Here is a 24,870-nt window from a genome sequence, read left to right on the forward strand (position 1 = left end):
ACTCACAGCCAAAGGGCTTATAAATTTCAAATTTATATAACTCTTATTATGTAAATTTAAACTACCTTCAAACTTAAACGTTTAGAACACCTCGCTAAGCTCTAAATTTTCTAAACGAAGCGGCTTTTCATCCTCAAAAATCACCCCTATACCATAAGGTTCACAGATATCTAGCGCACCCTCGGCAAAGCTCATCAACCACTGCTTATCACGCGCATAAAAGGTGCATTGCGGCGAGCTAAAGGGCAGGTCACAAACTGGCGCGTCAAGCAAGCTAAGCTCATCATCACTCAAACAATGCTCTCGCCTAAGCTCATCTTTTAAAAAGACAAGCGCCTCTTTTATGTGTTGGTCGATATCCTTGGCAATTCGCTCTGCTAGCAAAATAGTCTCATCGTCCACGCCAGTCTCGTCTTTACAGACAAGGCAAAACGGCACTTCTCCAAAGCTCTCGCTTTTTAGCTCCAGCTGCGCGTACCAAATAAAACCATCATCTACCGCGACTTTTTCAAGCTCTCCAAATTTCAAAGTCATTTTTTATTCTCATTTTGTATTTTTGTGATCTTGCTAGCCTCTTATGCAAAAGGCTAAATTTTAAGTATGTTTGTCGTAGTTTAAAGGGCTCAAGTGCCCAACACTTGCGAGTTAGAGCTAAATACTACCTTTAAATTTGCTGTCTTAGGCGCAAAACCTAAAACAGCAACTAAATTTAGCTCGCCGCTTAAAAGCAAAATTTCTCATCAGTGCCATTTTGCTTGCGCATAGCTTTAAAGTTAGCAAGATTGTCTTTGTCTAAAAAGTAATCTTTCTCTTTTTTATTGCGGGCTTCAAGCTTTTCTATGCCTTTTGCAAGGGCTGCTTTTCTATCTTCGTGAGGCGAGCTAAATTCTGGCGAAAACATCGCTTCATAGGCATTTTTCTTAGTCCATTCAAGTGCTTTATCAGCGATCTCTTGTTGCTTTTTGATGTCGCAAAATGCATAAGGATTGACCACGTCGCCAACAAGCTTCATAAACGCCCCTATCGCAGCCACCACGTCAGTAAATTTCTCGCCCTCCATGTCTATAACACCTCTTAGCAAGATCGCGCGATTTTTTGCCACGTAAAACCAAAATACCGCATCATCGCGAAGTCCAAGATCATAAGCGCGAGCTGAGAGAACAAAAAGAGTTATCGGACTAACTAACTGCGAAGCGTCCTGCACGATCTTTTCTGCCTTTTTAAAGTCCTCTACTTTGCCACTTTTTAAAAGCTCATCTATCTTATCATAGACCTTGACATACTCCACCTTGCCAGCGTTTGCTGAGTAGTAAGGCGTGACGTAGATGTCGATACTTCTTACTTTACCGTCATTTGCAAAGCCACATACCGCTGTAAAAAGTAGCGCTGTAAGCAGTGATAAAATTTTCATTTTAGCTCCTTGGTTTAAAATTTTTATTATTTTAACTAAAAGCAGTTGAAAAGTCGGGGTAAATTTAAGAGAAAGTCCGCAAATTTAAAGCGGACTTTGAAGATTAGTTTTTAAAACTATGTATAGGTGCTGGAATTTGTCCGCCACGAGCGATGAAATCAGCACTTGAGGCCTTATTTATATTCATAACAGGTGCCCTTCCTAAAAGACCGCCAAACTCGATCATATCGCCCTCACGTCCAAGAGGTATGATACGAACGGCCGTTGTTTTTTGATTTATAACGCCGATAGCCGCCTCATCAGCGATCATCGCAGCTATACTTTGGCTTGGCGTGTCCGCAGGTATAGCGATCATATCAAGTCCAACCGAGCATATCGCCGTCATCGCTTCAAGCTTTTCTAAATTTAACGATCCCGCGCGCACCGCAGCTATCATGCCCTCGTCTTCTGAAACCGGGATAAATGCACCACTTAAGCCGCCAACTTGATTGCACGCCATGACGCCGCCTTTTTTGACCGCATCATTTAGGAGAGCAAGCGCAGCCGTCGTGCCGTGCGTACCAACAGCCTCAAGCCCCATCTCCTCAAGCACACGAGCCACCGAGTCACCAACAGCTGGCGTTGGAGCAAGAGAGAGATCAACGATACCAAATTTAACCCCAAGGCGCTCGCTCGCCATTTGACCAACTAACTGACCGATACGAGTGATCTTAAATGCCGTCTTTTTCACAGTCTCAGCCACCACGTCAAAGCTCTCGCCACGCACCTTTTCAAGCGCTCTTTTTACGACGCCTGGGCCTGAAACGCCGACGTTTATCACCACATCAGCCTCGCCCACGCCGTGAAATGCGCCAGCCATGAAAGGGTTGTCCTCGACTGCGTTTGCAAAGACAACAAGCTTCGCACAGCCCATCTCTGAAGCTGCCGCCGTCTCTTTTATGATGTGCCCCATGTCACGCACCGCGCTCATATTTATACCACTTTTTGTTGAGCCGACATTGACGCTTGAGCACACTTTTGCGGTTTGCGCTAGTGCTTGCGGGATAGAATTTATCAAAATTTCATCGCCCTTTTGATAGCCCTTTTGAACTAAAGCCGAAAAACCACCTATAAAATCAATACCAACTTCAATAGCCGCCCTATCAAGCGTCTTTGCGATCATCACGTAGTCTTTTGCATCCGTTGCGGCGCCGATTATTGAAATAGGCGTCACGCTCACTCTTTTATTGACGATTGGTATGCCTAGCTCGGCAGAAATTTCGTTGCCCACTCTAACTAGGTCTTTGGCTTTAGTGGTGATTTTTGCGTAAATTTTGTCGCAGGCTTTGCCTATGTCAGGGTCGATGCAGTCAAGCAAACTAATGCCCATCGTGATCGTTCTGATGTCAAAATTTTGCTCCTCGATCATCGAGATAGTTTCAGTTACGTTTTTGATATCCATCTTTTGTCCTTAAATTTTGTGCATCGCATCAAAAATGGCTGAGCTTTGGATATTTATCTTTACTTTTAGGCTCTCTCCAAGCTTATCTAGCTCCGCTCTTAAGGCTGTAAAGTCCTTATTTTCGTCGCTTGAAACCACCGCCATCATCGTGAAAAAGTCGCTCAAAATAGTCTGGCTTATATCATCTATATTTAGACCTAGCTCGCTAAGCTTTGCTGAGACGCCAGCAACGATGCCAACTCTATCTTTTCCGACTACGGTTACGATCGCTTTCATCTTTTCTCCTGTTAAATTTTAAATTTATTATATAAAGTGCATTTTGGCTACAAAATTTAAGCTCCGCATCAAGCAAAGCTAAATTTTGGTAGCCAAATTTAATTAAAATTTGCTCTAAAATTTATCTTTTGTAAATTTATTTCGAGCAAGCACTCTTGCCATCATTTACTGGCTGGATCGCTGAGTTATCAGCCCCACCGCCGTTATTTATATTTTCTATTATCTCCCAAAGTCTTGCAGCTGCGCTCTCATAGCGTTTTGCAGTAACTGAGTTTGGCTCGTAAAAGCTAACTGGTTTGCCGCTATCGCCGCCCACACGAACCGCTGGCTCGATAGGAATTTCGGCTAAAATTTGAGTGTTGTAAGCCTTTGCTACCTCTTCAGTCGTGCCTTTGCCAAAGATATCATACTCTTTGCCGTTATCTGGGCAGATAAAGCCACTCATGTTCTCGATGACACCAGCGATTGGGATGTGAAGCTTCTCAAACATATCAAGCGCACGTTTGCTATCGTCAAGTGCTACTACTTGAGGCGTTGTGACACATACACCTGCCGTTACTGGCACGCTTTGAGCTAGAGTTAGCTGCGCGTCGCCCGTTCCTGGAGGCATATCGAGAAACAAGACATCAAGCTCGCTCCAAAGCACGTCTCTTAGTAGCTGCTCGATCGCTTTCATGATCATCGAGCCACGCCAGATAAGGCTCATGCCCTCTTCCATCAAAACGCCCATACTCATCATCTCCACACCGTGGCTAAGGATTGGCTTTAGCTTGTTGCCAACGACTTGTGGCTGGGTATTTACTTCGCCAAGCATTCTTGGGATATTTGGTCCGTAGATGTCAGCGTCTAAAATTCCCACTTTTTTGCCTAGTTTTGCCATTGAGATGGCTAAATTTAGCGTCGTGGTTGATTTACCAACGCCGCCTTTGCCAGAGCTTACCATTACGAAATTTTTAACTTGTGGCGCGATATTTTTGCCACTTTGAGTGTTGCTTTTCTCCTCAGGTATCTTTGGCTGGATCAAATTTAGCACGTACTCATTTGAGCCCATGACACGTTTGATGTCTGTTTTTAGCTCGTTTGCTACCTCTGGGCTTGAGCTAACGATCTCGACTTCTATTAAAATTTTCTCGCCGATCTCCACGTTTTTTACAAAGCCAAAGCTAACTATATCCTTCTCAAACCCCGGATATATGACGCCTTTTAGTCTGTTTAAGACCTCTTCTTTATTTAACATTTTTCTCCTTTTTCTAGATCTTTTGAAATTTTATATGCACAAAATTTTGGTCCGCACATCGAACAAAAATGAGCGCTCTTAAACGCATCTTCTGGCAAGCTCTCATCGTGAAGCTCTCTAGCCTTTTTTGGATCAAAGCTAAGCTCAAACTGCTTGTTCCAGTCAAACGCGTATCTAGCATCACTCATCGCATGATCTTTTTCGATAGCTCCAACTTTGCCAAGTGCGACGTCTGCGGCATGAGCTGCTATCTTGTGAGCTACGATGCCCTCTCTTACGTCATTTTCATTTGGTAGTCCTAGGTGCTCTTTTTGCGTCACGTAGCAAAGCATGCTAGCGCCGTGATATGCTGCCATCGTACCACCAATCGCTGAAGTGATGTGATCATACCCAGCGCCGATATCGCTAACAAGCGGTCCAAGCACGTAAAATGGGGCGTCATGGCAGAGCTCTTGTTCGATTTTCATATTATACTCAATTTGACTTAATGGCACATGACCAGGGCCCTCTATCATCACCTGCACATCTTTTTGCCACGCACGAAGCGTAAGCTCTCCAAGCACCTTTAGCTCGCTAAGCTGCGCCTCGTCTGTTGCGTCGTAAAGGCAACCTGGGCGAAGTCCGTCTCCAAGCGAGAGCGAGACGTCGTATTTTGCGCAAATTTCTAAAATTTGATCAAAAATCTCATAAAATGGATTTTGCCTATTTAGCTTTGACATGTAGCTCGCGCTCAGGCTGCCGCCGCGGCTAACTATGCCCATTTTACGCTTTTTAACAAGGGGCAAAAACTCACGCAAAAAGCCAGCGTGTATCGTAAAGTAACTAACCCCTTGCCTTGCTTGCTTCTCTAACACGCTTAAAATTAGCTCATTTGTGATATTTGTAACCTCTTTTGCCTCTTTTAAAATTTCATACATAGGCACTGTGCCAACTGGCACGCTTGAGTGCTCTATGATAGCGCTTCTAATGGCGTCTAAATCGCCGTCAGTGCTTAGATCCATAACCGTATCAGCGCCAAATTCTAGGCAAATTTCAAGCTTTCTAAGCTCTGCGCAAATGTCACTGCTTAGGCTTGAGTTGCCGATATTTGCATTGACCTTTGTCTTTAGCTTTCTGCCTATGCCCATTGGCTTTAAATTTATATGATTTACATTTGCTGGGATGATGATGCTACCTTTTGCCACCTCATCCATCACTAAATTTTCGCTCACTCCCTCAATCTTTGCCACGTAGCTCATCTGCTTTGTGAGCTCGCCTCGCCTAGCATAGTGCATCTGCGTCTTTGTCATTACTAGCCTTTTTTTAAAATTTAAAGGCTCATTTTAGTCCTTTTTTGTTTTGAACTAACTAAATGCTAGACTTAAATTTATTTCTATAAAAAGAAATATTTAGCTTTTAGGTGTATAATTCCGTAACAATCTTCAAAGGAGCTACCTTGCTTGATATCTCACTTATAATGCTAGGAGCAGGAAATTCCAGTCGTTTTGAGCTACCTGTAAAGAAGCAATGGCTTCGTATAGGCAGCGACCCACTTTGGCTATTTGCCGCTAAAAATTTGAGTAACTTTTACACATTTAAAGAGATCATCGTCGTTAGTAAAGAGTGCAAATACATGTCTAAATTTGCTCCAAATTATAAATTTGTTGATGGTGGCGAGACAAGGCAAGATAGCCTAAAAAACGCACTTGAGCTAGTAAATAGCGAATTTGTCCTAGTTAGCGACATCGCGCGCCCTTGTATATCAAGTGAGCTCTTTCACAAGATCATCGAGGCGGCCGCTCAGGCTGACTGCGTGGTGCCTGCGTTAAAGATCGCTGACACTGCCTATCTTGGCGAAAATGCAATAGATAGAGAAAAGGTAAAACTTATCCAAACGCCGCAGCTCTCGCGCACAGCACTTCTTAAAAAGGCTCTTAGTAGCGGAGAAATTTACACAGATGATAGCTCGGCTATGAGAGCCATTGGCGCAAGCGTTTGGCACATATTGGGCGATGAGATGGCTAGAAAGATCACTTTTAAAGAGGATCTTGCCAAAATTTCAGCCCTAAAAGCACCAGAAAATGAGCTCTTTGTTGGTAACGGCTTTGACGTGCATGAGTTTGAAAAGGGTCGTCCGCTTGTGCTTTGTGGCGAAAAGATCGACTATGAGTTTGGACTAAAGGCACACAGCGACGGCGATGTGGCACTTCATGCTCTGACTGATGCCATTTTAGGGGCTGCTGGGCTTGGCGACATAGGCGAACTTTTTCCTGATACGGACGCTAAATTTAAAGATATTAGCTCTATTTATCTATTGCAAGAAGCCTATAAAAGGGTGCAAAGCGTGGGATTTGTGCTAACAAACGCTGATATCACGATAATGGCGCAAAAGCCAAAACTTTCAAAACTAAAATCAAAAATGGAGGCAAACATCGCTCAGGCTCTAAATTTAAGCCAGAGCCGCATAAACGTAAAGGCGACGACGACTGAGGGGCTTGGCTTTGTCGGTAGATGCGAAGGGATCGCTGTCATGGCAAGTGCTAGCCTTAAATTTTACAACTGGACACAAATATGAAAATTTTAATAGTAGAAAATGAAATTTACCTAGCTGGCTCGATGGCTAGCAAACTAGCTGACTTTGGCTACGACTGCGAGATCGCAAAGAGCGTCAAAGAGGCTTTGAAATTTGAAAATTTTGACGTAGTGTTACTTTCTACCACACTCCCAGGGCAAGACTTCTACCCAGTCATAGAGAAATTTAAAAGCTCTATCATCATCTTACTCATCGCCTACATCAACAGCGACACCGTGCTAAAGCCGATACAAGCGGGCGCGGTGGATTACATCCAAAAGCCGTTTATGATAGAAGAGCTTGTTAGAAAGATAAGGCATTTTGAAGAGTTTAGAGGCTTTAAAAACGAGATCAAAAACTACGAAAACTATATAAATTTCGCCCTAAAAGACTACGAGATACCTTGTTTTGAAGCTAAAAAGATCAAATTTCCACTTCTTTTAAAATCAAGCAAAAATGGCTACAGCGATAAATTTATCTTTAACTATGTAAAGGCTGGGAATTTGCCATTTTTGTTTTTAGGCAAAGCCTGTTTTAGCGAGCTTGAAAAGGCACTTGCTCAAAGTGGCGACGAGCTAATATACATCACAAATCTTGAAGAGCTAAAAGATGATGAAAAAGAGAAAATTTTAGAGCTTTGCAAGAAGAAAAAAGTGGCTATCCAAACTAGCGATTTTGCGCAAAGTGCGCCATTTGAGGAGCTTGAACTCTCGGTTAGAGATAAAAACTTTGACATCGGCGAGATCGTCACGATCGATGAATATATAAAATATATCATCGTTAATTATCAAGATAAATTCCCCGACACCGAGCTAAGCAAAAAACTTGGAATTTCTAGAAAATCACTTTGGGAAAAGAGAAAGAAATATGACGTCAGCAAGAAAAAATAGTGAAATTTCTATAAACACCGAAGTTTATGGCGCCTTAGAGCTTATCAAAAACAAAATTCTCTCAAATTTTAGCGCCCTGATGGACGACGAGCAGATCAAAGAGGTGGCAAAAAAAGGCTACTTTAACGGCGAGCCGATGCCCTACTCTTTTGGCTTTGCCCCATTTGGCGAGATCAATCAAAATACCGCTAGCAAGCTGCATGCTGGGCAAAGAGTAAATTTAAATATGGACGGCAAGATCGTTGGGCACATCGACGTGGCAAAGGTCTTTAAATTTGACGAGAGCATGCGTGCTAAAAATATATTTTTAGCAAATGAATCAAACAGCGAAATGTCGCTAAATTTAGGTAAATACGGCATAAGTGGCGAGTTTGAGCTATATGATGAGAGCTTGCAAATAAGCAAAAAAGCGCTTAGTGAGCTCATAGCCGAAAGCGGCGCCAAAAAGATAACCGCTGTTTTTTTAACAGCCGATCCATTTAACCGCGCGCACGAACGCCTAGTTAGGATGACTATCGACAAGGCCGATCTGGTCGTTGTTTTTCTCATCAGAACGCGCGAAGAGAGACACATCGACTATGAGATCAGAAAGCAAGTGCTTGACTTTTTTAACCAAAACTATCTGCCGACAAAAAAGGTCTTTGTCTTTGCGCTAAAAAACACGACCCTTTTTAGTTCGCATGCCAACCCAACGCTTGAGTGTATCGCAGCCTCAAGGCTTGGCGCAAACAAGCTAGTCATCGGACAAAACCACTCAGGTATCGGCATGTTTTTTGACCACAACGAAGCTCACACGATCCTTGATATCTACAAAAACGATCTAAATTTAGACGTGATCGTCCTGCCTGAGCTAGTTTATTGCAACAAGTGCAAGACGCTAGTTAGCACCAAAAGCTGCCCGCACGGACAGCACCACCAGATCAAATACCACCCAGACGTGATCAAAGAGCTGCTATTTAACGGCATCATGCCACCAGCCATACTAGTAAGGCCTGAAATCTCAGCGCTCATCTTAAGCAAGCTTTATGTAAATCGCTTTAAAGATATACAAAAGCTCTGCGACGATCTATTTGTAAATTCTGGACTGCTTGAAAACAAGACCGACCGCGACTTTTACGAGGAGCTCATGAAGCTTTATCAGACATCATCACTCACTTAAGGAAATTTATGCAAAAGCTATTTTTGACATTTTTTGGATTTGGACTTTTACCAAAGGCACCTGGCACTTGGGGCTCGGTGGCTGGAGCTGTGGCGGCTTACTTTGTATTATATTTTTTCTCAGCGACCACGCTTTTACTGGCTAGCATTTTGCTGTTTTTGGTGAGCATTAGTGTTATTGATGATTTTGAGAAAAAGGTAAATTCGCACGACGAGAGCTTTATCGTGATCGATGAAGTTGCCGGCGTTTGGCTCGCTATCGCCATTAGCGGAGCTACGATCTCACAGCTAGTTCTCTCACTCGTGCTTTTTAGAGTACTTGATATCAAAAAACCATCGATTATTGGCAGGATCGACCGCAACGTAAAGGGCGGGCTTGGCGTCATGGGCGATGATATGGTCGCTGGATTTTTCGCTGGCATTATTAGCGCGATGATATATGGCATAGCTATGAAATTTGGCGTAGTTTTGCCGTAAACTGAGCTAGCGATCTTGCTGGCTCTTTTTAAATTTAACTCTCCCTGCTATTTTTCCATTTTAAAAATTCATCCCACTCTTCTTTTGAGACTAAAACTTTGTCGCTAGATTTTTTCTCATCTTTGCCAACAAATTTCTCTTTGTCGTGATTTTTTCTAAAGACGATCATATTATAAAGTGAAAATTTTAGCTCTCCAAAAAGGCTTAAATTTTTTGCATTTTCAGGGGTTATCTCATTGCCATTTTTATCACGTCCTTTGCCACCTAAAAACAGCAAATAAACAAGCGGGGTCATGAAATTAAATCTTAAAAGAAGCGCCCAAAAGCAGTTTAAAAAGCCGTGATTGTATTTAATGCAAACATAAAAACCAAAAACAGCATAAAGTGCCATTATAAAAAGTATGGCATAAAATATGTAAGATAGCCTAGTATCTTTTGAAATGCCAAAATACTCGGCCACTTCACTAAAAATAGCTACAAAGATGGGAAATATCACGAGTGGAAAAATGAGATGCAGTCCAACTAGGCCAAATTTACTCAGATAGACTTTTATATTTCGCCTACCAGCAGAAAAGATAGCAATAGCAGGAAATAAAATGAGAATAAAAACAATTAAACCCATATATAAAAATAAGTAAATATCATCAATCATTTCATACTCTTTTTAAATTTTTACTTGCATCTATTATATAAAATCATTCACTTTTCTTGCGGTATTTTTCACCACATAAGCAGACTTCTCCTTATCAAAAATTTTTCTAACAGCAACAAAACTATATAAAGAAAATCTGAATTGATCGAAAAGGTTTAAAGTTTTCATATTTTCAGGGGTTATTTCTTTGTCTTTTTTATCATGACTTTTTCCACCCAAAAAAATCACATAAATAAGCGAGAGAAATACAATGCCTTGAAATCTTAACAACAATGCTATTATGCAGTTTATAGGATCGCAATTATACTTAATACAAACCCAAATACTATAGATGATATAAAAAATAATCAAAGATAATATTACTAGAAAACCAACTACAATTTTCGTATCAGTATTAATATCAAGAAAAGACGCAACGATATTTATAAACGAATCAAATGTAAGAGGAAATATAATAAATGGGAAAATTAAATGTATACCCAAAAGATCAAATTTATTAGCATAAACCTTAATATTTCTCCGACCAACTAAAATGAGTGAGAAAAAAATCGCCACAAAAAAAAGTATGATCACAACCAAACTAAAGAAAGAATTTATAGCATAATTATCAGGACCCAAATACATAGCTAAACCTTTAACAACGATATTTTAACAGAAAATACAAATTGATCTGCAAAGCTAAATTTTGACATATTTTTAAATGTTATTCCACTACTATTTTTACGATTACTACATATAAGAAACAAAAAATATAAAACTAATAACTATCAATACAAAACAATAAAATCTAAGAAATAACGCTAAAATCCAATGCCAATAACCAAAATTATACTGAATGCAAACACATAAACTATAGAAAATATAAAATACAAAAATTCCAATAGGTATATAGACAAGAATGTTTGTAATGCCAGCATATTCTCCAGCATCAGAAAGAAGAGGAGCTAAAGAGAATAAAAACAAAATGGGCAAAATAATATTGATACCAACTATATCAAAAGTATTGGCAAAAACTTTGATATTTTGTCTCCTACAAAATAGCATTAAAAGTATCCATAGCAAGAACGGAACAACAGAAAATAGTTGATACAACAAGTATATTAAAAACATACAAGCTCCTATTAAATTTTATTTCTTTCTTAGTAATGCTTATTTTTATTAAAAAATTATTAACATCATCTTAAATAAAATTATTATAAAAATTCAAAAAATACACCTATAAAAATATAATTTTACTTTTTACTTATAAAATAAGTTCAAAGCATAAAGAACAATAAGCTAATTACTTGATTTTAAAATTTTTACCTGCGATTTTTGCGGTTTTCTATGCCTATCCTCTCGCTATCTTCGATCTCTGCAACATAGCTTGGATTTTTCTTTTTAGCCTCTTTGTCTAAAAAGCTAATAAGCTTTGCATCGGCATTTTGGTGAGAGCAGATGAGGATTATAAAATTTATGTAGTTGCTAGCTTCTTTTGGAGCGACCTGATTTTTTTTCGCTGGTATTATAAATTTCTCTCCAAAAATTTGTATAAGCTCGAAAAGCTCGTTTTTGCTTAGAGTTTTATCGCTAGCAAGCTCTTCAAGCTTTTCGATCGTGATCTCTTCTTCATCCTCAGCTTCTAGCCCTCTTGCTAAGACTTGATGATCTTTGTTTTTTAGCAAAAGATAGATTAGCGCGCAAATGGCAACTATAAGCAAAAAGACAAAAAAGACTATCAAGCCTTTAAGAAGCATCTATAGCCTTGTGCAAAGAGAGCGTTTCGTAAATGCAAGAACGCTCATCGCTATCATAATGGCGATGCTTATCCAGACAAAATCAGGCACTGGAAGCGGATCTCCAGCTGCATATGAGTGCATGCCAGCTAGATAGAAATTTACCCCAAAATAGGTCATTATGATCGACCAATAGGCAAAAAATGATGCAACGGCAAATGCGTATTGATTATTAAGCTTTGGTATAAATCTCATGTGAAGCACCGCCGCATAGACAAGGATCGAAACTAGCGCCCAAGTCTCCTTGCTATCCCAACCCCAGTATCTACCCCAGCTCTCATTCGCCCAGACGCCACCTAAAAAGTTTCCAAGCGTAAGTAAGCTAAGGCCAAGTATCATCGCCATCTCATTTATACGTGTTGCTTCAGTGATATTGCGTGCGATCTCTGCATTTGGCTTTTTCTTGTTTTGCAAGATGATAAGTAGCAAAGTAAATCCACCAAGCAACGCACAAAGACCTAAAAATCCATAACTTGCAGTAATGATAGAGACGTGGATAGTTAGCCAGTAGCTCTGAAGCACAGGCACAAGCGTCGTGATCTGCGGATCCATCCAGCTAAGGTGCGCGACAAACAGCGTAACGCCAGCTAATATAGATGTAAGCGCAAGTGCGATCGGACTGCGTTTTGCAAAGATGATGCCAGATAGACCAAGCGCCCAAGCGATATAGACCATCGACTCGTAGGCGTTACTCCAAGGGGCGTGCTCAGCGATGTACCAGCGAAGACCAAGTCCAGCTGTGTGCGCAAGAAAAGCTAGTAAATTTATAATATATACAGCTTTAACTATGCCATTTATCTGCACTTTTGGTGCTAGCATTTTTACAAAAACAAATAGTAAAAGCGCAAGTCCAGCCAAAAGATATATCGGTGTCAAGCGGTCAAATACTTGAAATTTATTAAATAAAATTTCTATATCTATCTTTTTCTCACTTGGCATGACAGCAGCACCGTATTTGTGCTGATAGGCTGAAATTTTCTCAAGCGCCGCATCCGCCTTACTCCAGTCATTATCCTTTGTGGCTGCATCAACAGCCGAGAAGTACTCTCTCATCATACCAACGACTAGCTCAGCCTCTTTTGGCGAGAAGTACATCATCGCACTAGCAGGCGAATACCAAGAATTTGACGGATCGTCTTGTTTTGGGAAAATTTTGAAAATTTCACCGATAAATATCATATAAAATACATTTAGTCTCTCGTCGATCTTTATCACATCCTTGTCAAATGTATTGCGTGAGCCTGGATGTTTGCGGTTTGCTATCTCGGCAAATTTTGTTAGTTTATACTCGCTTCCACCATCTTTTGTCGCTTTAAAAAATTCATCAAAGCTTGCGTATCTTGCATTCTCATCGACGCCTAGCTCTTTTTTTAGTTCCTTGCTCTGACCAAGTGCGATGATCTTCTCATTTCGCCAAAAATCAGGTGTTACCATTATAGAAAGCATCGCTTGGTTTGAATTTAAGCTACCTATACTCTCGCCTCTGTGGATTTTGTTTAAAACCTCTTTACTAAGCGTATCAAATGGCTTCATCCTGCCGTCTGGACTTTGCACGATGAGTCTAGCAAGCTTGTCTGCATGCTCTTTGCTGATATGTGGTAAGAAGTCCTCAGCCTTTAGCGAGCTAAAATTTAAGCCCAAAAGTAAGACCGCTATGAGCGTAGCCACTTTTTTACCGCCTTTTGTTGATTCATTATCTATTAGTTTTGCTAGCTTTCTAAAGCGGCTGTTAGGATTTATGACGCTTAACAAGAAACCAAGACCTAGCAAAAAGTAGCCAATATATGTCGGGATCTTGCCTGGGTCTTTGTTGACAGAGAGGATCGTACCTTTCTCGTCAGTGTCGTATGAGCTTTGGAAAAATCTATATCCATCGTAATCAAGCACGTGGTTCATATAAATTCTATAATCAAACCCCGGATCATTCGTGCCGTCTTTTACCACAACCTCACTTGAGTAGCTCATAGGAGAATTTGAGCCAGGATATCTTTTTAACTCAAAGTCTTTTAGATAGAGGCTAAATGGGAGTTTTATCTGCTGAGCCCCCCATGAAGCGTTAAATTTCTGTCCAGCCACGGCGATACGTGAAGGCTCCATTAGGTTGTAAAATACATGCATCTCTTTACTCTCACCTTTATAGTTTAGCTCAGCTATCAACGCATTAAACTCGCTATCCTTTGAGCTAACTAGCTTTCTTGAAGCATGCGCTGAGACTAGTCTTGGGGCGAAATTTATATTTGAGATAGTATATAAGCTACCTGTGCCAAATTCATTCACACTGCCAGCTTTTAGCTCAGTTTTTGAGCTATCCGCCATAGTAAATTTTGAAAGATCGGCATTTGAAGTAACTGTGAAATTTCCATCATTTAGCCTAAAAAGAACGTATTTTTTATTTTCATCTGGTTTTGCATTAAAGATAAAGCTGATATCTCCAACCCTTGCCTCTTCTTCTTCAAGCAAAAATATCTCTTCGCTTTCGCTCTCGTTTGATACTACAAATTCAACAACAGGCTTTCCGCTATCATCATTTACAAATTTATAACTTGCATTTGGCACAAATTCTTTAAATTTTAAACTAGCCTCACCGTCTGCTGTTTTTAGCTTTAGATCAAAGCCCTTCTTTACATCAGCAAGTCCCAAAGGCATAGCCGAGCTGATCTCTTCACCTTTGTCGTTAAGCGCTGTTAAATTTATATACGAAACCTTTGTGCTAACGACGTTTGAAGCAGTGTTTTCACGTATATGCATATCAGCTTCAAAGCCAAGGTATCTTGTGATGCCAGCACCGATTAAGATGACGATAAAACCTAAGTGAAAGATAAGTGATGGGAGTTTTTTAGGATCGATTAGATTGTATCTAAAGATGTTGAAGGCTAAATTTATACCAAGCAGTAGTTGGATAAGCGCAAACCAGCCAGCACCATAAACATAGTACCAAGCTGCTTCAGTGCTGGTTTTGCTCTCTATTATTGTGGCGGCTCCGCTAGCTATGGCAAAGATTATCATCAAAACGATAGCTGAGCCCATACTTAAAAATAATGTTTTTGGATTTAACATCTGCTTCCTTTTATTTATATTGTGGCAAAGCTACCGAAGTGAAATTTATCTTAAATAACTGCCCTGCTTTGTTTCAGTTGAAACTGGTTTATTTTCGTTTGTATCTTGATCTGCAAGTGCATCTTTACCTTTTAGATAAGCAAGTATTGCACCTAGATCATTATTTGAGACGATCTTAGCTTGGTTTTGCATCACGTTTTTACCGCTACCACCAAAGCTTGAGTCGCTTCTATAAGAGATAATGCTATCTTCTATATCTTTAGCATCCATATTTTTGAGTGGTGTTGAGCCAAATGGTCTTTTATCTGCGCTTTCGCCATGGCAGCTAGCGCATTGTTTCTCATAAAGCTCTTTTCCTAAAGAGACACTATATCTGCCTTTTCTATCAACGCCTAATTTTAAAATTCTATTGTCTTTATACCGTCTTGGATCTTCATCAACATAGACATTTACTTTTTCATTTCTGTCATTAGCCTGCTTTTTTGCCATTTCGGCAAGCTCTTTACCAAACTCGCCACGAGCCTCTATATAATAAACCTGAGAAGCTGCAAAGGCATTTGCCACCAAAAAACACGCCAAAAAAGAAATTTTGATATTTTTCATGAGTTTCCTTGAAATTTTGCTCTAAATTTAAAAATCCCGGATCAGATTGCTCCGACCCGGGATTATATCATAAGTTGATTAACGAGCTATGAATTAGAATGAGTATTTAGCTTCAAATCTAAATTTGTCTTCTTTTGTCTTCACATCATCAGGTAGTTTGTGAGTTTGGAAAGAATAGAATGAGCTAAATGTTAGCTTTTTGTTGTATTGGTAAGCAAATCTTGGAACAAATTCTTCAACTTTATCTTTTACATCTGGGTTACCAGCGCCACCTGAAGTTTTTTGAGTACCTTTAACATAGTCTAAGCCAACAGTGAATTTATCAAATGTATATGCACTTGTTGCATAGAAGAAGTTACCTTTACCCTCTGCATATGTCCAGTCAAATACATCTTCACCAGCAGTTATTAGACCACCTTGATCTTCAAATGTAAATGCTGACACACCCTTATCTTGAGCTTTCCAGCCGATATAACCAGCAGCTAGATCAAAACCAAATAGTGAAGTTGAAAGTTCGCCAGCATAGAAGTTACCATCATTGTAGCCAAGGATGTTTTTAGCTTCTTTATCAGCTGTGCTATTTGCATAGTTAAGTCTTGCACCTAGAGCAAAGTCATTAGTGATGTCGAATTTAGCTGAAACGTCAGCTGCAAGTACATCAGCTAGGTTAGTTAATGTGCCATACCATAGTTGGAAGCTAACTGGATTAAATGAACCAGCAATACCAGCTGCATATAAGTTACCAACGTCATAGCTATCTAATTTATTAGTTACAGCTGCATCATATAATTTGCCATCGCTCTCGCCATTGCCTTCAAGAGCATCAAAAGCTAAAGCTGTTAGAGTAAGACCTTCTATATCTTCATTTACTACTCTTACACCAGTACCGATAGCGTCATCAGTAAAGTATGAGTCAATAGTTTGTTTACCAGCTGTTATAGTAGTACCACCGATCTTATAGCCAAGATAGAATTGGTGAACACCAAAAGTTCCAGTTGTGTTTGTTTTATCTGTACCAGTACCAGCATTATCACCTGATCCATCAGTATCATTGTATCTTAAACCAACAACGCCAAAGAAATTATCATCGATAGCAGCTTTAAAATTTGTGATCATTTTAAAGTTATGACCAGCACCATTTGACTTTTTAACATCTTTTTGTGTTTTGTCATACTTATGTAAATGAGTATATCTGTATCTTGCCATACCAGAAAGATCAACATTTTTTATAGCTTCTTCAAGTGGAGTAGCACTTGCTACACTTGAGAATGCGCCTAAAGCAACCAAAGCGGCTAAACTAATTTTTGTTAGTTTCATTTTTTCTCCTTTTAAGGTTTTGTGATGACGATTATAATCAATAAATTTTAATATGAAGCTTAAAAAATCATAAAATTTTGCACTTTTGTTACCGATCGTTTACCGATTTTGACCAAAAAGAGGTATATTTTGATAATTTATCTTTCACAAATGAGACTTTTAAAATGGGGGTAAAAAGAAAAAGGGGCCGTTGCTTTGCCCCTTAAAAGGAGTTCTAGTTTTGATTGCTGATGAAATTATATATGCTAGCAGTAAATCAACGGTAATCTAAAAAGAAATTTTCTCCTCTTTTGGTACTTCGATATTCGTTTTTATATTTTTTCTTTTAACGACCACTTCATTCTGCGGTTTTCTTATACCATTATATGCACCCCTAGAGCCGCCCTCTTTTATAAGAAGCATGTCTATGAGCTTATCTGCGTAAAAAGTCGCATAGACAAGATCGCCCTTATCGTAATAATATCTGTTTGCACAAAAATTTGCTTTGTTTAGTTTGTGATTTTTCACATCGCTGGCTATTATCTCGTAGCAGTATTTCGAATCTTTATAACTGACATCTTTTATAAAGCCTTTGATAGAGCTTTTTGCGGGCGCAGTTTTAGTAGCTTGCCTTGGTTGCTTGCGGACTGGTGGATTATCATCAAAAAATGAACATCCCAAAAACATAGTGGCTACTGCTAGAGGAAGTAAAATTTTAGCTTTCATCTTTTCTCCTTGATATAAAGAGCAAAGTATAACTTTTAAGATTAAATAAAATTTGCGAGTTTTTAAAATTTGAGTTTTGTGCTTACATTAATATATTTAAATTTCTTGGGAGAGACCCCAAGAAATTTAGGCTGATACGTTTAAAACATTACCGCCAAGCTCAGCGATCTTTTTATCAAGCGTCTCAAGGGTCTTTTCGATAGTCTTTTGTGAAATTTCAGGAAGCTCACCGCCCCAAATTTTCTTTGCATCCTCAAAGCCTTTTGCCACGCCCTCTCTGCCAGCTTTTAGCTTCTCTACATCATCACCTGCGCCATTTAACACAAAGCCAGCTATCCTCTCGGCTGTATTTGCAATGCCAAAAAAGCCATTTTCACTAACTAGCTCACTTGCCTCATCACTACTTAGCTCTCCTAGAGCTTTGCCGTTGTAGCCGATGCCTGCTAGATCAAGTCCAGCTAAAATGTCTGATAAATTTTCGGGCACGCTAAAGCTTAGACCACCTTGTGCTAGTAAATTTGAGCTAGCGCTTTGAGTGATCTCTTTTTGATACTGCAAAAAATAGCTATTTGAGATCTCTTTTGCGCTTAAATTTGAAACCTCAGGCTGCTTTTTAGAAACCTCTTTTTCATCTTTGTGAAGTGAAATTTCTGATTTTACATTTTCTTTTACACTTGAAGTGTTGTATGAGCTTACGATTTGACTGATTTGCATATTTGGCTCCTTTAAGTTTATAGAAACTATATCGCCAAAAGGTGGAATTTATTTAGGATAAAGCGGGAGAGCTCCCGCTGTAATTATTTGCCAAGTGTTGCGTTTAGCATCCAGATGGCTTTTTCAAATTTCGCTATTTGATCTTGAGCATACATTTGAGTTGTTGTGTCACCCTCTGCAAGCTCATCAAGCTTTTTAAACTCACCCAAAAGGTGCTTGTAATCAGCCAAAACAATATCCAAAACTTCAGTCGGAGTGTAGCTCTCTTTTGGCTCGTGTTTTATGTGAGCGACTTTTGCTAGCTCCTCAGCCTTTGCGATAGGTCTGCCACCAAGCATAAGAGCTCTTTCTGCAACTGCATCAAATATCTCACCCATATCTTCATAAGCTTTTTCTGTGTACTCATGGACGCTAAAAAATTGAATACCTTTTACATTCCAGTGAAGATCGTGAAATTTAATGTAAAGTGCATTCGCATCAGCCTGAATTGTGTTTAACTGTAAAATAACTTTTGACATTTTTGTCTCCTTTTTTATTGTTTAAATGTGATGAAATTATATGTAGTTAGAGTTAATCACTGGTTAATCAAATAATAAAATTTATTATTTAGTATAAATTTTGACTACAAAATAAATTTATCTTGTAGTCAAATGTAGAATTTGGAGATTTGTCTATTTTTTATATGGCGTAGTTTTGTAACCTTGCTCAATCAAACTACTCATGCCACCATCTAAATTTATAATCTTAAGATCTGAATTATCTATCGCTGCAGCTGCTGCCGTGCTTCTTCTGCCACTTCTACAAACAAGTGCGATAGGCTTTTTGATATCAACTACCTTTGAAAGCTCATCTAAAAATGCACTCTTGTCGCTTGGATCAAAAGTAATGGTCTTCGCACCAGTTATAATGCCAGTCTCTTGCCACTCAGATGGAGTTCTAATATCGACAATCTGATCATATTTTTTGATCTCATCTGGACTTATATTAACAGTTTTAACATCAGCCGACAACATACAACAAACAGCTCCTAAAAGTAAAATTTTTTTCATCTACTCTCCTTAAATAAATTTTTTGAAATGTTAGCATTGTTTTATTAAACCAAAAACTATTTTTATATAATGGCTCAAATTTAGTCCGTTATATTATGCTCTTTTGCATATCTTAGTATATTTCGTCTAAGATCTTTTGGAAAACTATCTCTGTACATTACAGGGATAAGAGGATTTAGTTTCTTATCTAGTTTGCCAGCCTCATATAGTCTTGTTAGCTCTTCTGGTGTGTTGTAGTACGGTGCATTAGGATATCCCTCTGGTGGAGTTAATGACATCACCAAAGAGCCCAAGATGGTTGTATCTATAAAATCCTCCATTTCCCTATACTCCCATAGATCTGAAAAGCCATACTCTTCAAATTTATATTGATATGATCCTATATTTTTATTGACATACTTTACAAATTCTTCCCTTGTAGTCTCGTTTGCATCTAGGTCTCTAGGGTCTAGTAGCTTACCTTTATCTTCTACGAGTTCTCTTAGGTCCTTATATAAAGAATTATCTGGCATTGCTGCCACTCCATTTCTATTAAAATCCATCACGAAGTAGTTCCCTACTATCTCATCTAGATAAGGTATCATTCCATATTCATCTAGTGGGGGATTTTTATATAGTTTACGAATTTTTTCGTAGGTGTCTAAATTTTTATTTACTCCCATCCCATAAGTGTAGTATTTAAAAGAGTCTGCCAGATAGTTTAATGCTTCTACTACTCCTAGTTGGGCTGCCAGAAATGCTTTTTGAAAATCTCTTGCTTTAAATCCTGCTGAACCGCCAGTACCAAATGCTGATGGATTACCTAATACTCCAGCACATAAATTCCACTCTCCTATAAAGAGTTCTGATTTTAGTGTATTTTTATTTCTATCTACTTCATCATAAATTGCAGCATACTCTGGCTTTGTTAGTTTGCCATTGCTATCTACTCTACCTATGGCATCATCAGGTATGTGTATCATTGCGCATTTTAGATTGCTTCTTTTTACCAAGTATGCATATCTCTCTTTTCTAGTCTTTAAGCTCTCAAAGTAGGCTTTTTCCGATTTTGTCCAAGGTGAAATTTTAGTAGAGCTTGAAAGATAGCTTATGTCTAACCATTTTTTAAATGGCTCATAATAGCTCTTTGTATCATAGTACTCTGGCTCATAGTGTCTATATGGAGATGAGTTTAGTATCTGGCGAGAGTCTATGACTAGTTGGGCTGCAGCTTCTGGGGCTAATTGCCTTTCATCGTTCTTTTTAGCGACTATCAAATTTGTTATTTTGTCTATTTTTACTTCCCTGCCGTTAAGTGCCATAACACTATAAGTATCATGGCCTTTCCACTTAAAATATATTATTGCCACTACTGCCACAACTAGAGCCAAACTAACAAGCATAAATTTTTTATTAATGCTGTTATTTTTGATTTGCAAATTTTCTACATCTTCTCTTGGTTTATTTATGTAGTTTATGGATGAATATTTTATTTTTTTTATACTTTTTTGTTTTGCCATATAAGCCTCGTTCATGCTATTATTTTACATGATTATAAAATGTTACGTGATTATATTGAAAATTTAATTACTCTTTTACTAGAATTTCACTCATTTTTATTTACTTTTTCAAATTTATCGTTAGTAAGGATAAATTTATTTCCGCCTGGCACATATCTTGACTCTTTTCTTGACATATAAAAGCCTCTACCTTCATCACCAAATAGCCCATATATTTTGACTTGATAATCATATGAGACCGTGAGTTCGATAGGCACTATATTGTCGTTGTCATCAAGATAAAAAGACCAGACACCGATATCTGGCATAAATTTAGAATAATCATCTTGACCTATATAGTCTATCACTTTATTGACATATTCCTTTGATAATTTTACGGCCTTACGATAAGTTCTAAGAGTATAGTATGGTTTGCCATTTGAGAGGATTTGAGGATATTTTGTATCAAATCCTTTTAAATTCTTTCTCATATCAGCATCTGTTTTTGAAGCATTCACTATTGCTAGCTCCGCTTCCCGCCTTGTCTTTTCTTTGGTGGCTATCTCTTTTTCAAATTTCTCATTAAACACATAAACTCCACCATGTTTCTTAGCTAATTTTCTTAACTCAGAAACACTTATATTGTTATATGTTTGATTTACAGAACAGGCTATTAAAAATAAGCTTGTTAGTAGCAAAAACATAACTCTAGTAAATTTCATATCTAGTATCCTTTAAAAAAACTCGTTTTGAATATTTTATTATAATTTTTATGACCCATCTTAAAATGGTTTAATATCAGATAAAAGTAGTGATTTATTTAAAAATAATTTATTTATGGTGTCCCCAACAGGGTTCGAACCTGTGGCCTCAGAATTAGGAATTCTGCGCTCTATCCAGCTGAGCTATGAGGACAAATTTGTAAGATAGTTTAAATTTTATCCAAGTAGTTAAATTTTAAAGGGCAGATCGCTCTGCCCTATTTTTGGCTAATTAGCCATTTCTCTTTTTAATAATCTCTTCACTTACATTTTTAGGAACTTCTTCGTAGTGATCAAATTCCATAGAGTAAGTCGCACGACCTTGAGTCATTGAGCGAAGATCTGTTGAGTAGCCAAACATTTGAGCTAGCGGACAATAAGCTGCAATGATTTTTACACCATTTCTATCATCCATTGAATTTACTTGGCCGCGGCGCTTATTGAGGTCGCCAATAACATCACCCATATACTCTTCTGGAGTCTCGACTTCAACTTTCATCATAGGCTCAAGAATAACCGCACCTGCTTTTCTAGCGCCCTCTTTAAAGCCCATTGAAGCAGCAAGTTTAAATGCCATTTCAGATGAGTCAACTTCGTGGTAACTACCATCGAAAAGTGTAACTTTAACATCTTCAACTGGATATCCAGCAAGAACACCGCTTTGAAGCGCTTCTTTACAACCTTTTTCAACAGCTGGGATGTACTCTTTTGGAACAACACCACCTTTGATGTCGTTAACAAATTCAAATCCGCTAGCAGCTGGAAGTGGCTCGATGCGTAAAAATACGTGACCGTATTGACCACGACCACCTGATTGTTTAGCATACTTATACTCTTGTTCAACTGCCTTACGGATAGTTTCACGGTAAGCAACTTGTGGCTGACCAACTTCAGCATCAACTTTAAATTCGCGAAGCATACGATCAACAATGATCTCTAGGTGAAGCTCACCCATACCGCTAATAATAGTTTGTCCGCTCTCTTCATCTGTACTAACTCTAAAGCTTGGGTCCTCTTGAGCTAGTTTTTGAAGAGCGATCGCCATCTTCTCTTGATCTGCTTTTGTTTTTGGCTCAACTGCAACGCTAATAACTGGCTCTGGGAAGTCCATTCTCTCAAGGATAACTTTATCTTTTTCGCTTGCAAGAGTATCACCAGTTAGAGTATTTTTTAGACCAACAACGGCGCCGATTTCACCAGCAAAAAGCTCAGTAATCTCTTCACGTTTATTTGAGTGCATTTTTAGTAAGCGGCCGATTCTCTCTTTGCAGTCTTGAACTGTGTTGTAAGCGTAGCTACCACTTTCGAGGCTTCCTCTATAAACACGGATAAATGTTAGCTGTCCAACAAATGGGTCAGTCATGATCTTAAACGCAAGAGCGGCAAATTCGCCATCATCTGTACTTTCAACAGTCACTTCAGTACCATCTTCATAAACGCCATTTATCGCTGCAATCTCATCTGGAGCTGGTAAATAATCAACAACAGCATCAAGTAGAGGTTGGATACCTTTGTTCTTAAACGCAGTTCCGCAAAGCATAGGCGTGATAGTCATTCTTAAGCAGCCTGCTTTTATACCTTTTTTGATCTCTTCTACAGTTAGTTCTTCACCTGCAAAGAATTTCTCCATCAAGCTGTCGTCTGTCTCAGAAACAGCTTCGATTAGTTTTGCGCGGTATTCTTCGGCCTTATCTTTAACTTCAGCTGGAATTTCTTCTTCAACATAATCAGTTGGCTTTTTCTCGTCATTCCAAACGTATGCTTTCATTCTTACAAGATCAACCACGCCTTTAAAGTTATCTTCTGCACCGATTGGAATTTGAATAGGTACTGGATTTGCTTTTAATCTTTCTCTGATCTGCTCTTCAACTCTAAAGAAATTTGCACCAACTCTGTCCATTTTATTGACAAAAACGATTCTTGGTACGTGATATTTGTTTGCTTGTCTCCAAACAGTTTCAGACTGTGGCTGAACACCACCAACAGAACAAAATACCGCGACAGCACCGTCAAGAACACGCATAGAACGCTCAACCTCAATTGTGAAGTCAACGTGTCCCGGAGTGTCGATTAGGTTTACTTGGTAGCCCTTCCAAAACGCTGTAGTTGCAGCCGATGTAATAGTAATACCACGCTCTTTTTCTTGCTCCATCCAGTCCATAGTAGCAGCGCCATCATGAACCTCACCTATCTTATGACTCATACCAGTGAAGAACAAAATTCTCTCGCTGGTAGTTGTTTTTCCAGCATCAATGTGAGCCGCAATACCGATATTTCTTACCTTATGTAAAGGCGTTTTTCTCTCTGCCATACTAATTCTTTCTTACCAGCGGTAGTGAGCAAATGCTTTATTAGCCTCTGCCATCTTGTAAGTATCTTCCTTCTTCTTGAAAGATGCACCTTTTGAATTTGCCGCATCTAAAAGCTCATTTGCTAGTTTATCAACCATTGTTCTTTCGCTTCTTTTTCTAGCAAAAGTTATAAGCCAGCGGATAGCAAGAGCTTGTTGGCGAGCTGGGCGAACCTCAACTGGCACTTGATAAGTAGCACCACCAACACGGCGTGATTTAACTTCTAAAATAGGTTTTACATTTTCGATAGCGTCGTTAAAAACGTCGATGCCTTTAACCTCAGCATTTTTCTTTTCGATAGCTTTAATAGCACCATACATTATCTCTGTAGCGACGCTTTTTTTGCCATCATACATAAGAGAATTAATAAATTTAGTGATTATTTTATTTCCGTAAATCGGATCAGGTAAAACTTCCCTTACAGGAGCTTTTCTTCTTCTCATTTTGATTTTTCCTTCAAATTTTTATGAAATTTTACTCAAACGTTTGCAAATTTAAGCAACGTCTGCGAACCTAATTTTTTACTTTTTTGGAGCAACAGCGCCAGCTTTAGGGCGTTTTGCACCATATTTAGAACGAGAAACTGTTCTTTTTGCAACACCAGCAGTATCAAGTGCGCCACGAACGATGTGATATTTAACACCTGGTAAGTCTTTAACCCTACCGCCGCGAACTAAAACGATACTGTGTTCTTGTAGGTTGTGACCTTCACCGCCGATATAGCTGATGACTTCAAAACCGCTTGTAAGCCTAACTTTGGCAACTTTCCTCAAAGCTGAGTTTGGTTTTTTAGGAGTTGTAGTATAAACCCTAGTGCAAACTCCTCTTCTTTGAGGGCACTCTTTTAACGCTGGAGATTTTGACTTAACAGTCACTTTCTTGCGTTCATTTCTGACCAATTGATTTATGGTTGGCACAATAATTCCTTTCAACTAAATTTATTAAAAAGACCTAATTTTATTTAAAA

Annotated in this window: 26 protein-coding genes and 1 tRNA gene; 4 read left to right on the forward strand and 23 right to left on the reverse strand. The window is 38.8% G+C overall.

Annotation, left to right across the window (positions count from 1 at the left end; translation table 11 throughout):
• Window positions 1-81: 81 nt before the first annotated feature.
• The 6 genes from F3G88_RS05190 to thiC all read right to left on the reverse strand — a co-directional run bounded on the left by F3G88_RS05190 (window position 82) and on the right by thiC (window position 5,654).
• On the reverse strand, window positions 82-534 hold the full coding sequence (locus tag F3G88_RS05190) for a hypothetical protein (RefSeq protein ID WP_149715552.1): 453 nt from the start codon (window positions 532-534) through the stop codon (window positions 82-84).
• Window positions 535-721: 187 nt separating this feature from the next.
• Window positions 722-1,411, reverse strand: a complete 690-nt coding sequence (locus F3G88_RS05195) for a cytochrome-c oxidase (RefSeq protein ID WP_149715553.1) — start codon at window positions 1,409-1,411, stop codon at window positions 722-724.
• A gap of 103 nt (window positions 1,412-1,514) precedes the next feature.
• Complete coding sequence (locus tag F3G88_RS05200) at window positions 1,515-2,852, reverse strand: PFL family protein (protein ID WP_149715554.1); 1,338 nt, start codon at window positions 2,850-2,852, stop codon at window positions 1,515-1,517.
• A 9-nt stretch (window positions 2,853-2,861) separates the two neighbouring features.
• A complete protein-coding gene (locus F3G88_RS05205) occupies window positions 2,862-3,128 on the reverse strand; it encodes an ACT domain-containing protein (RefSeq protein WP_002939508.1) in 267 nt (88 codons plus the stop codon).
• Window positions 3,129-3,264: 136 nt separating this feature from the next.
• Window positions 3,265-4,365, reverse strand: a complete 1,101-nt coding sequence (locus tag F3G88_RS05210; RefSeq protein WP_103573471.1) for an Mrp/NBP35 family ATP-binding protein — start codon at window positions 4,363-4,365, stop codon at window positions 3,265-3,267.
• Window positions 4,359-5,654, reverse strand: coding sequence for a phosphomethylpyrimidine synthase ThiC (gene thiC, locus F3G88_RS05215; protein WP_149715555.1), 1,296 nt, complete (start codon window positions 5,652-5,654; stop codon window positions 4,359-4,361). The genes F3G88_RS05210 and thiC overlap by 7 nt, the downstream gene beginning before the upstream one ends.
• A gap of 146 nt (window positions 5,655-5,800) precedes the next feature.
• Between thiC and F3G88_RS05220 the strand changes: the two genes are divergently transcribed.
• The 4 genes from F3G88_RS05220 to F3G88_RS05235 are packed head-to-tail and all read left to right on the forward strand — an operon-like array spanning window position 5,801 to window position 9,441.
• Entirely contained in the window at window positions 5,801-6,919 is a 1,119-nt protein-coding gene (locus F3G88_RS05220; RefSeq protein ID WP_149715556.1) for a bifunctional 2-C-methyl-D-erythritol 4-phosphate cytidylyltransferase/2-C-methyl-D-erythritol 2,4-cyclodiphosphate synthase, read from the forward strand.
• Entirely contained in the window at window positions 6,916-7,806 is an 891-nt protein-coding gene (locus tag F3G88_RS05225) for a response regulator (RefSeq protein ID WP_149715557.1), read from the forward strand. Before F3G88_RS05220 ends, F3G88_RS05225 begins: the two co-directional genes overlap by 4 nt.
• Window positions 7,784-8,965 (forward strand): sulfate adenylyltransferase, encoded by a 1,182-nt coding sequence (locus tag F3G88_RS05230; protein WP_149715558.1) that lies wholly within the window; start codon window positions 7,784-7,786, stop codon window positions 8,963-8,965. The genes F3G88_RS05225 and F3G88_RS05230 overlap by 23 nt, the downstream gene beginning before the upstream one ends.
• Before the next feature lie 8 nt (window positions 8,966-8,973).
• Entirely contained in the window at window positions 8,974-9,441 is a 468-nt protein-coding gene (locus F3G88_RS05235) for a phosphatidylglycerophosphatase A family protein (RefSeq protein ID WP_021092968.1), read from the forward strand.
• Window positions 9,442-9,475: 34 nt separating this feature from the next.
• Here the strand turns inward: F3G88_RS05235 and F3G88_RS05240 are convergent, their stop codons facing one another.
• From F3G88_RS05240 to rpsL, 17 genes are all read right to left on the reverse strand, one after another.
• Window positions 9,476-10,063 (reverse strand): hypothetical protein, encoded by a 588-nt coding sequence (locus F3G88_RS05240; protein ID WP_223228734.1) that lies wholly within the window; start codon window positions 10,061-10,063, stop codon window positions 9,476-9,478.
• Between the two features lie 63 nt (window positions 10,064-10,126).
• A complete protein-coding gene (locus F3G88_RS05245) occupies window positions 10,127-10,717 on the reverse strand; it encodes a hypothetical protein (protein WP_149715559.1) in 591 nt (196 codons plus the stop codon).
• Between the two features lie 105 nt (window positions 10,718-10,822).
• Window positions 10,823-11,203 (reverse strand): hypothetical protein, encoded by a 381-nt coding sequence (locus F3G88_RS05250; protein WP_148785497.1) that lies wholly within the window; start codon window positions 11,201-11,203, stop codon window positions 10,823-10,825.
• 191 nt (window positions 11,204-11,394) lie between these two features.
• A complete protein-coding gene (locus tag F3G88_RS05255) occupies window positions 11,395-11,829 on the reverse strand; it encodes a fatty-acid--CoA ligase (RefSeq protein WP_149715560.1) in 435 nt (144 codons plus the stop codon).
• On the reverse strand, window positions 11,830-14,925 hold the full coding sequence (locus tag F3G88_RS05260; protein WP_149715561.1) for a cytochrome c biogenesis protein CcsA: 3,096 nt from the start codon (window positions 14,923-14,925) through the stop codon (window positions 11,830-11,832).
• 45 nt (window positions 14,926-14,970) lie between these two features.
• Entirely contained in the window at window positions 14,971-15,528 is a 558-nt protein-coding gene (locus F3G88_RS05265; RefSeq protein WP_009294491.1) for a c-type cytochrome, read from the reverse strand.
• 93 nt (window positions 15,529-15,621) lie between these two features.
• Window positions 15,622-16,845: a major outer membrane protein gene (locus F3G88_RS05270; RefSeq protein WP_103558373.1), complete on the reverse strand. Its 1,224-nt coding sequence runs from the start codon at window positions 16,843-16,845 to the stop codon at window positions 15,622-15,624.
• Between the two features lie 267 nt (window positions 16,846-17,112).
• Entirely contained in the window at window positions 17,113-17,550 is a 438-nt protein-coding gene (locus F3G88_RS05275) for a hypothetical protein (protein WP_149715562.1), read from the reverse strand.
• Between the two features lie 126 nt (window positions 17,551-17,676).
• On the reverse strand, window positions 17,677-18,264 hold the full coding sequence (locus F3G88_RS05280) for a hydrogenase-4 component G (protein WP_149715563.1): 588 nt from the start codon (window positions 18,262-18,264) through the stop codon (window positions 17,677-17,679).
• Window positions 18,265-18,347: 83 nt separating this feature from the next.
• Window positions 18,348-18,782, reverse strand: a complete 435-nt coding sequence (locus F3G88_RS05285) for a Dps family protein (RefSeq protein WP_149715564.1) — start codon at window positions 18,780-18,782, stop codon at window positions 18,348-18,350.
• Between the two features lie 153 nt (window positions 18,783-18,935).
• On the reverse strand, window positions 18,936-19,313 hold the full coding sequence (locus F3G88_RS05290) for a rhodanese-like domain-containing protein (protein WP_149715565.1): 378 nt from the start codon (window positions 19,311-19,313) through the stop codon (window positions 18,936-18,938).
• Between the two features lie 80 nt (window positions 19,314-19,393).
• Window positions 19,394-20,827 (reverse strand): thioredoxin reductase, encoded by a 1,434-nt coding sequence (locus F3G88_RS05295; RefSeq protein ID WP_223228735.1) that lies wholly within the window; start codon window positions 20,825-20,827, stop codon window positions 19,394-19,396.
• Window positions 20,828-20,898: 71 nt separating this feature from the next.
• A complete protein-coding gene (locus F3G88_RS05300) occupies window positions 20,899-21,513 on the reverse strand; it encodes a tRNA 2-selenouridine synthase (protein WP_149715566.1) in 615 nt (204 codons plus the stop codon).
• A 116-nt stretch (window positions 21,514-21,629) separates the two neighbouring features.
• Window positions 21,630-21,706, reverse strand: a tRNA-Arg gene (locus F3G88_RS05305).
• A 78-nt stretch (window positions 21,707-21,784) separates the two neighbouring features.
• Window positions 21,785-23,863 carry an elongation factor G gene (gene fusA / locus F3G88_RS05310; protein ID WP_149715567.1) on the reverse strand — a complete coding sequence of 693 codons (2,079 nt, stop codon included), beginning with the start codon at window positions 23,861-23,863 and terminating at the stop codon, window positions 21,785-21,787.
• A 12-nt stretch (window positions 23,864-23,875) separates the two neighbouring features.
• On the reverse strand, window positions 23,876-24,346 hold the full coding sequence (gene rpsG / locus F3G88_RS05315) for a 30S ribosomal protein S7 (RefSeq protein ID WP_002941142.1): 471 nt from the start codon (window positions 24,344-24,346) through the stop codon (window positions 23,876-23,878).
• A 78-nt stretch (window positions 24,347-24,424) separates the two neighbouring features.
• Window positions 24,425-24,820, reverse strand: a complete 396-nt coding sequence (gene rpsL / locus F3G88_RS05320; RefSeq protein ID WP_149715568.1) for a 30S ribosomal protein S12 — start codon at window positions 24,818-24,820, stop codon at window positions 24,425-24,427.
• Between the last annotated feature and the right edge of the window lie 50 nt (window positions 24,821-24,870).

The sequence above is a fragment of the Campylobacter concisus genome, from assembly GCF_902460675.1.
In the GTDB taxonomy this organism is placed as follows: Bacteria; Campylobacterota; Campylobacteria; order Campylobacterales; family Campylobacteraceae; genus Campylobacter_A; species Campylobacter_A concisus_AJ.

What these genes read in the sequence shown, in the direction of transcription:
- F3G88_RS05190 (WP_149715552.1), bottom strand. Translation starts at nt 534, where the DNA reads ATGACTTTGAAATTTGGAGAGCTTGAAAAAGTCGCGGTAGATGATGGT.
- F3G88_RS05195 (WP_149715553.1), bottom strand. Translation starts at nt 1,411, where the DNA reads ATGAAAATTTTATCACTGCTTACAGCGCTACTTTTTACAGCGGTATGT.
- F3G88_RS05200 (WP_149715554.1), bottom strand. Translation starts at nt 2,852, where the DNA reads ATGGATATCAAAAACGTAACTGAAACTATCTCGATGATCGAGGAGCAA.
- F3G88_RS05205 (WP_002939508.1), bottom strand. Translation starts at nt 3,128, where the DNA reads ATGAAAGCGATCGTAACCGTAGTCGGAAAAGATAGAGTTGGCATCGTT.
- F3G88_RS05210 (WP_103573471.1), bottom strand. Translation starts at nt 4,365, where the DNA reads ATGTTAAATAAAGAAGAGGTCTTAAACAGACTAAAAGGCGTCATATAT.
- thiC (WP_149715555.1), bottom strand. Translation starts at nt 5,654, where the DNA reads ATGACAAAGACGCAGATGCACTATGCTAGGCGAGGCGAGCTCACAAAG.
- F3G88_RS05225 (WP_149715557.1), top strand. Translation starts at nt 6,916, where the DNA reads ATGAAAATTTTAATAGTAGAAAATGAAATTTACCTAGCTGGCTCGATG.
- F3G88_RS05230 (WP_149715558.1), top strand. Translation starts at nt 7,784, where the DNA reads ATGACGTCAGCAAGAAAAAATAGTGAAATTTCTATAAACACCGAAGTT.
- F3G88_RS05235 (WP_021092968.1), top strand. Translation starts at nt 8,974, where the DNA reads ATGCAAAAGCTATTTTTGACATTTTTTGGATTTGGACTTTTACCAAAG.
- F3G88_RS05240 (WP_223228734.1), bottom strand. Translation starts at nt 10,063, where the DNA reads ATGGGTTTAATTGTTTTTATTCTCATTTTATTTCCTGCTATTGCTATC.
- F3G88_RS05245 (WP_149715559.1), bottom strand. Translation starts at nt 10,717, where the DNA reads ATGTATTTGGGTCCTGATAATTATGCTATAAATTCTTTCTTTAGTTTG.
- F3G88_RS05250 (WP_148785497.1), bottom strand. Translation starts at nt 11,203, where the DNA reads ATGTTTTTAATATACTTGTTGTATCAACTATTTTCTGTTGTTCCGTTC.
- F3G88_RS05255 (WP_149715560.1), bottom strand. Translation starts at nt 11,829, where the DNA reads ATGCTTCTTAAAGGCTTGATAGTCTTTTTTGTCTTTTTGCTTATAGTT.
- F3G88_RS05260 (WP_149715561.1), bottom strand. Translation starts at nt 14,925, where the DNA reads ATGTTAAATCCAAAAACATTATTTTTAAGTATGGGCTCAGCTATCGTT.
- F3G88_RS05265 (WP_009294491.1), bottom strand. Translation starts at nt 15,528, where the DNA reads ATGAAAAATATCAAAATTTCTTTTTTGGCGTGTTTTTTGGTGGCAAAT.
- F3G88_RS05270 (WP_103558373.1), bottom strand. Translation starts at nt 16,845, where the DNA reads ATGAAACTAACAAAAATTAGTTTAGCCGCTTTGGTTGCTTTAGGCGCA.
- F3G88_RS05275 (WP_149715562.1), bottom strand. Translation starts at nt 17,550, where the DNA reads ATGAAAGCTAAAATTTTACTTCCTCTAGCAGTAGCCACTATGTTTTTG.
- F3G88_RS05280 (WP_149715563.1), bottom strand. Translation starts at nt 18,264, where the DNA reads ATGCAAATCAGTCAAATCGTAAGCTCATACAACACTTCAAGTGTAAAA.
- F3G88_RS05285 (WP_149715564.1), bottom strand. Translation starts at nt 18,782, where the DNA reads ATGTCAAAAGTTATTTTACAGTTAAACACAATTCAGGCTGATGCGAAT.
- F3G88_RS05290 (WP_149715565.1), bottom strand. Translation starts at nt 19,313, where the DNA reads ATGAAAAAAATTTTACTTTTAGGAGCTGTTTGTTGTATGTTGTCGGCT.
- F3G88_RS05295 (WP_223228735.1), bottom strand. Translation starts at nt 20,827, where the DNA reads ATGAACGAGGCTTATATGGCAAAACAAAAAAGTATAAAAAAAATAAAA.
- F3G88_RS05300 (WP_149715566.1), bottom strand. Translation starts at nt 21,513, where the DNA reads ATGAAATTTACTAGAGTTATGTTTTTGCTACTAACAAGCTTATTTTTA.
- fusA (WP_149715567.1), bottom strand. Translation starts at nt 23,863, where the DNA reads ATGGCAGAGAGAAAAACGCCTTTACATAAGGTAAGAAATATCGGTATT.
- rpsG (WP_002941142.1), bottom strand. Translation starts at nt 24,346, where the DNA reads ATGAGAAGAAGAAAAGCTCCTGTAAGGGAAGTTTTACCTGATCCGATT.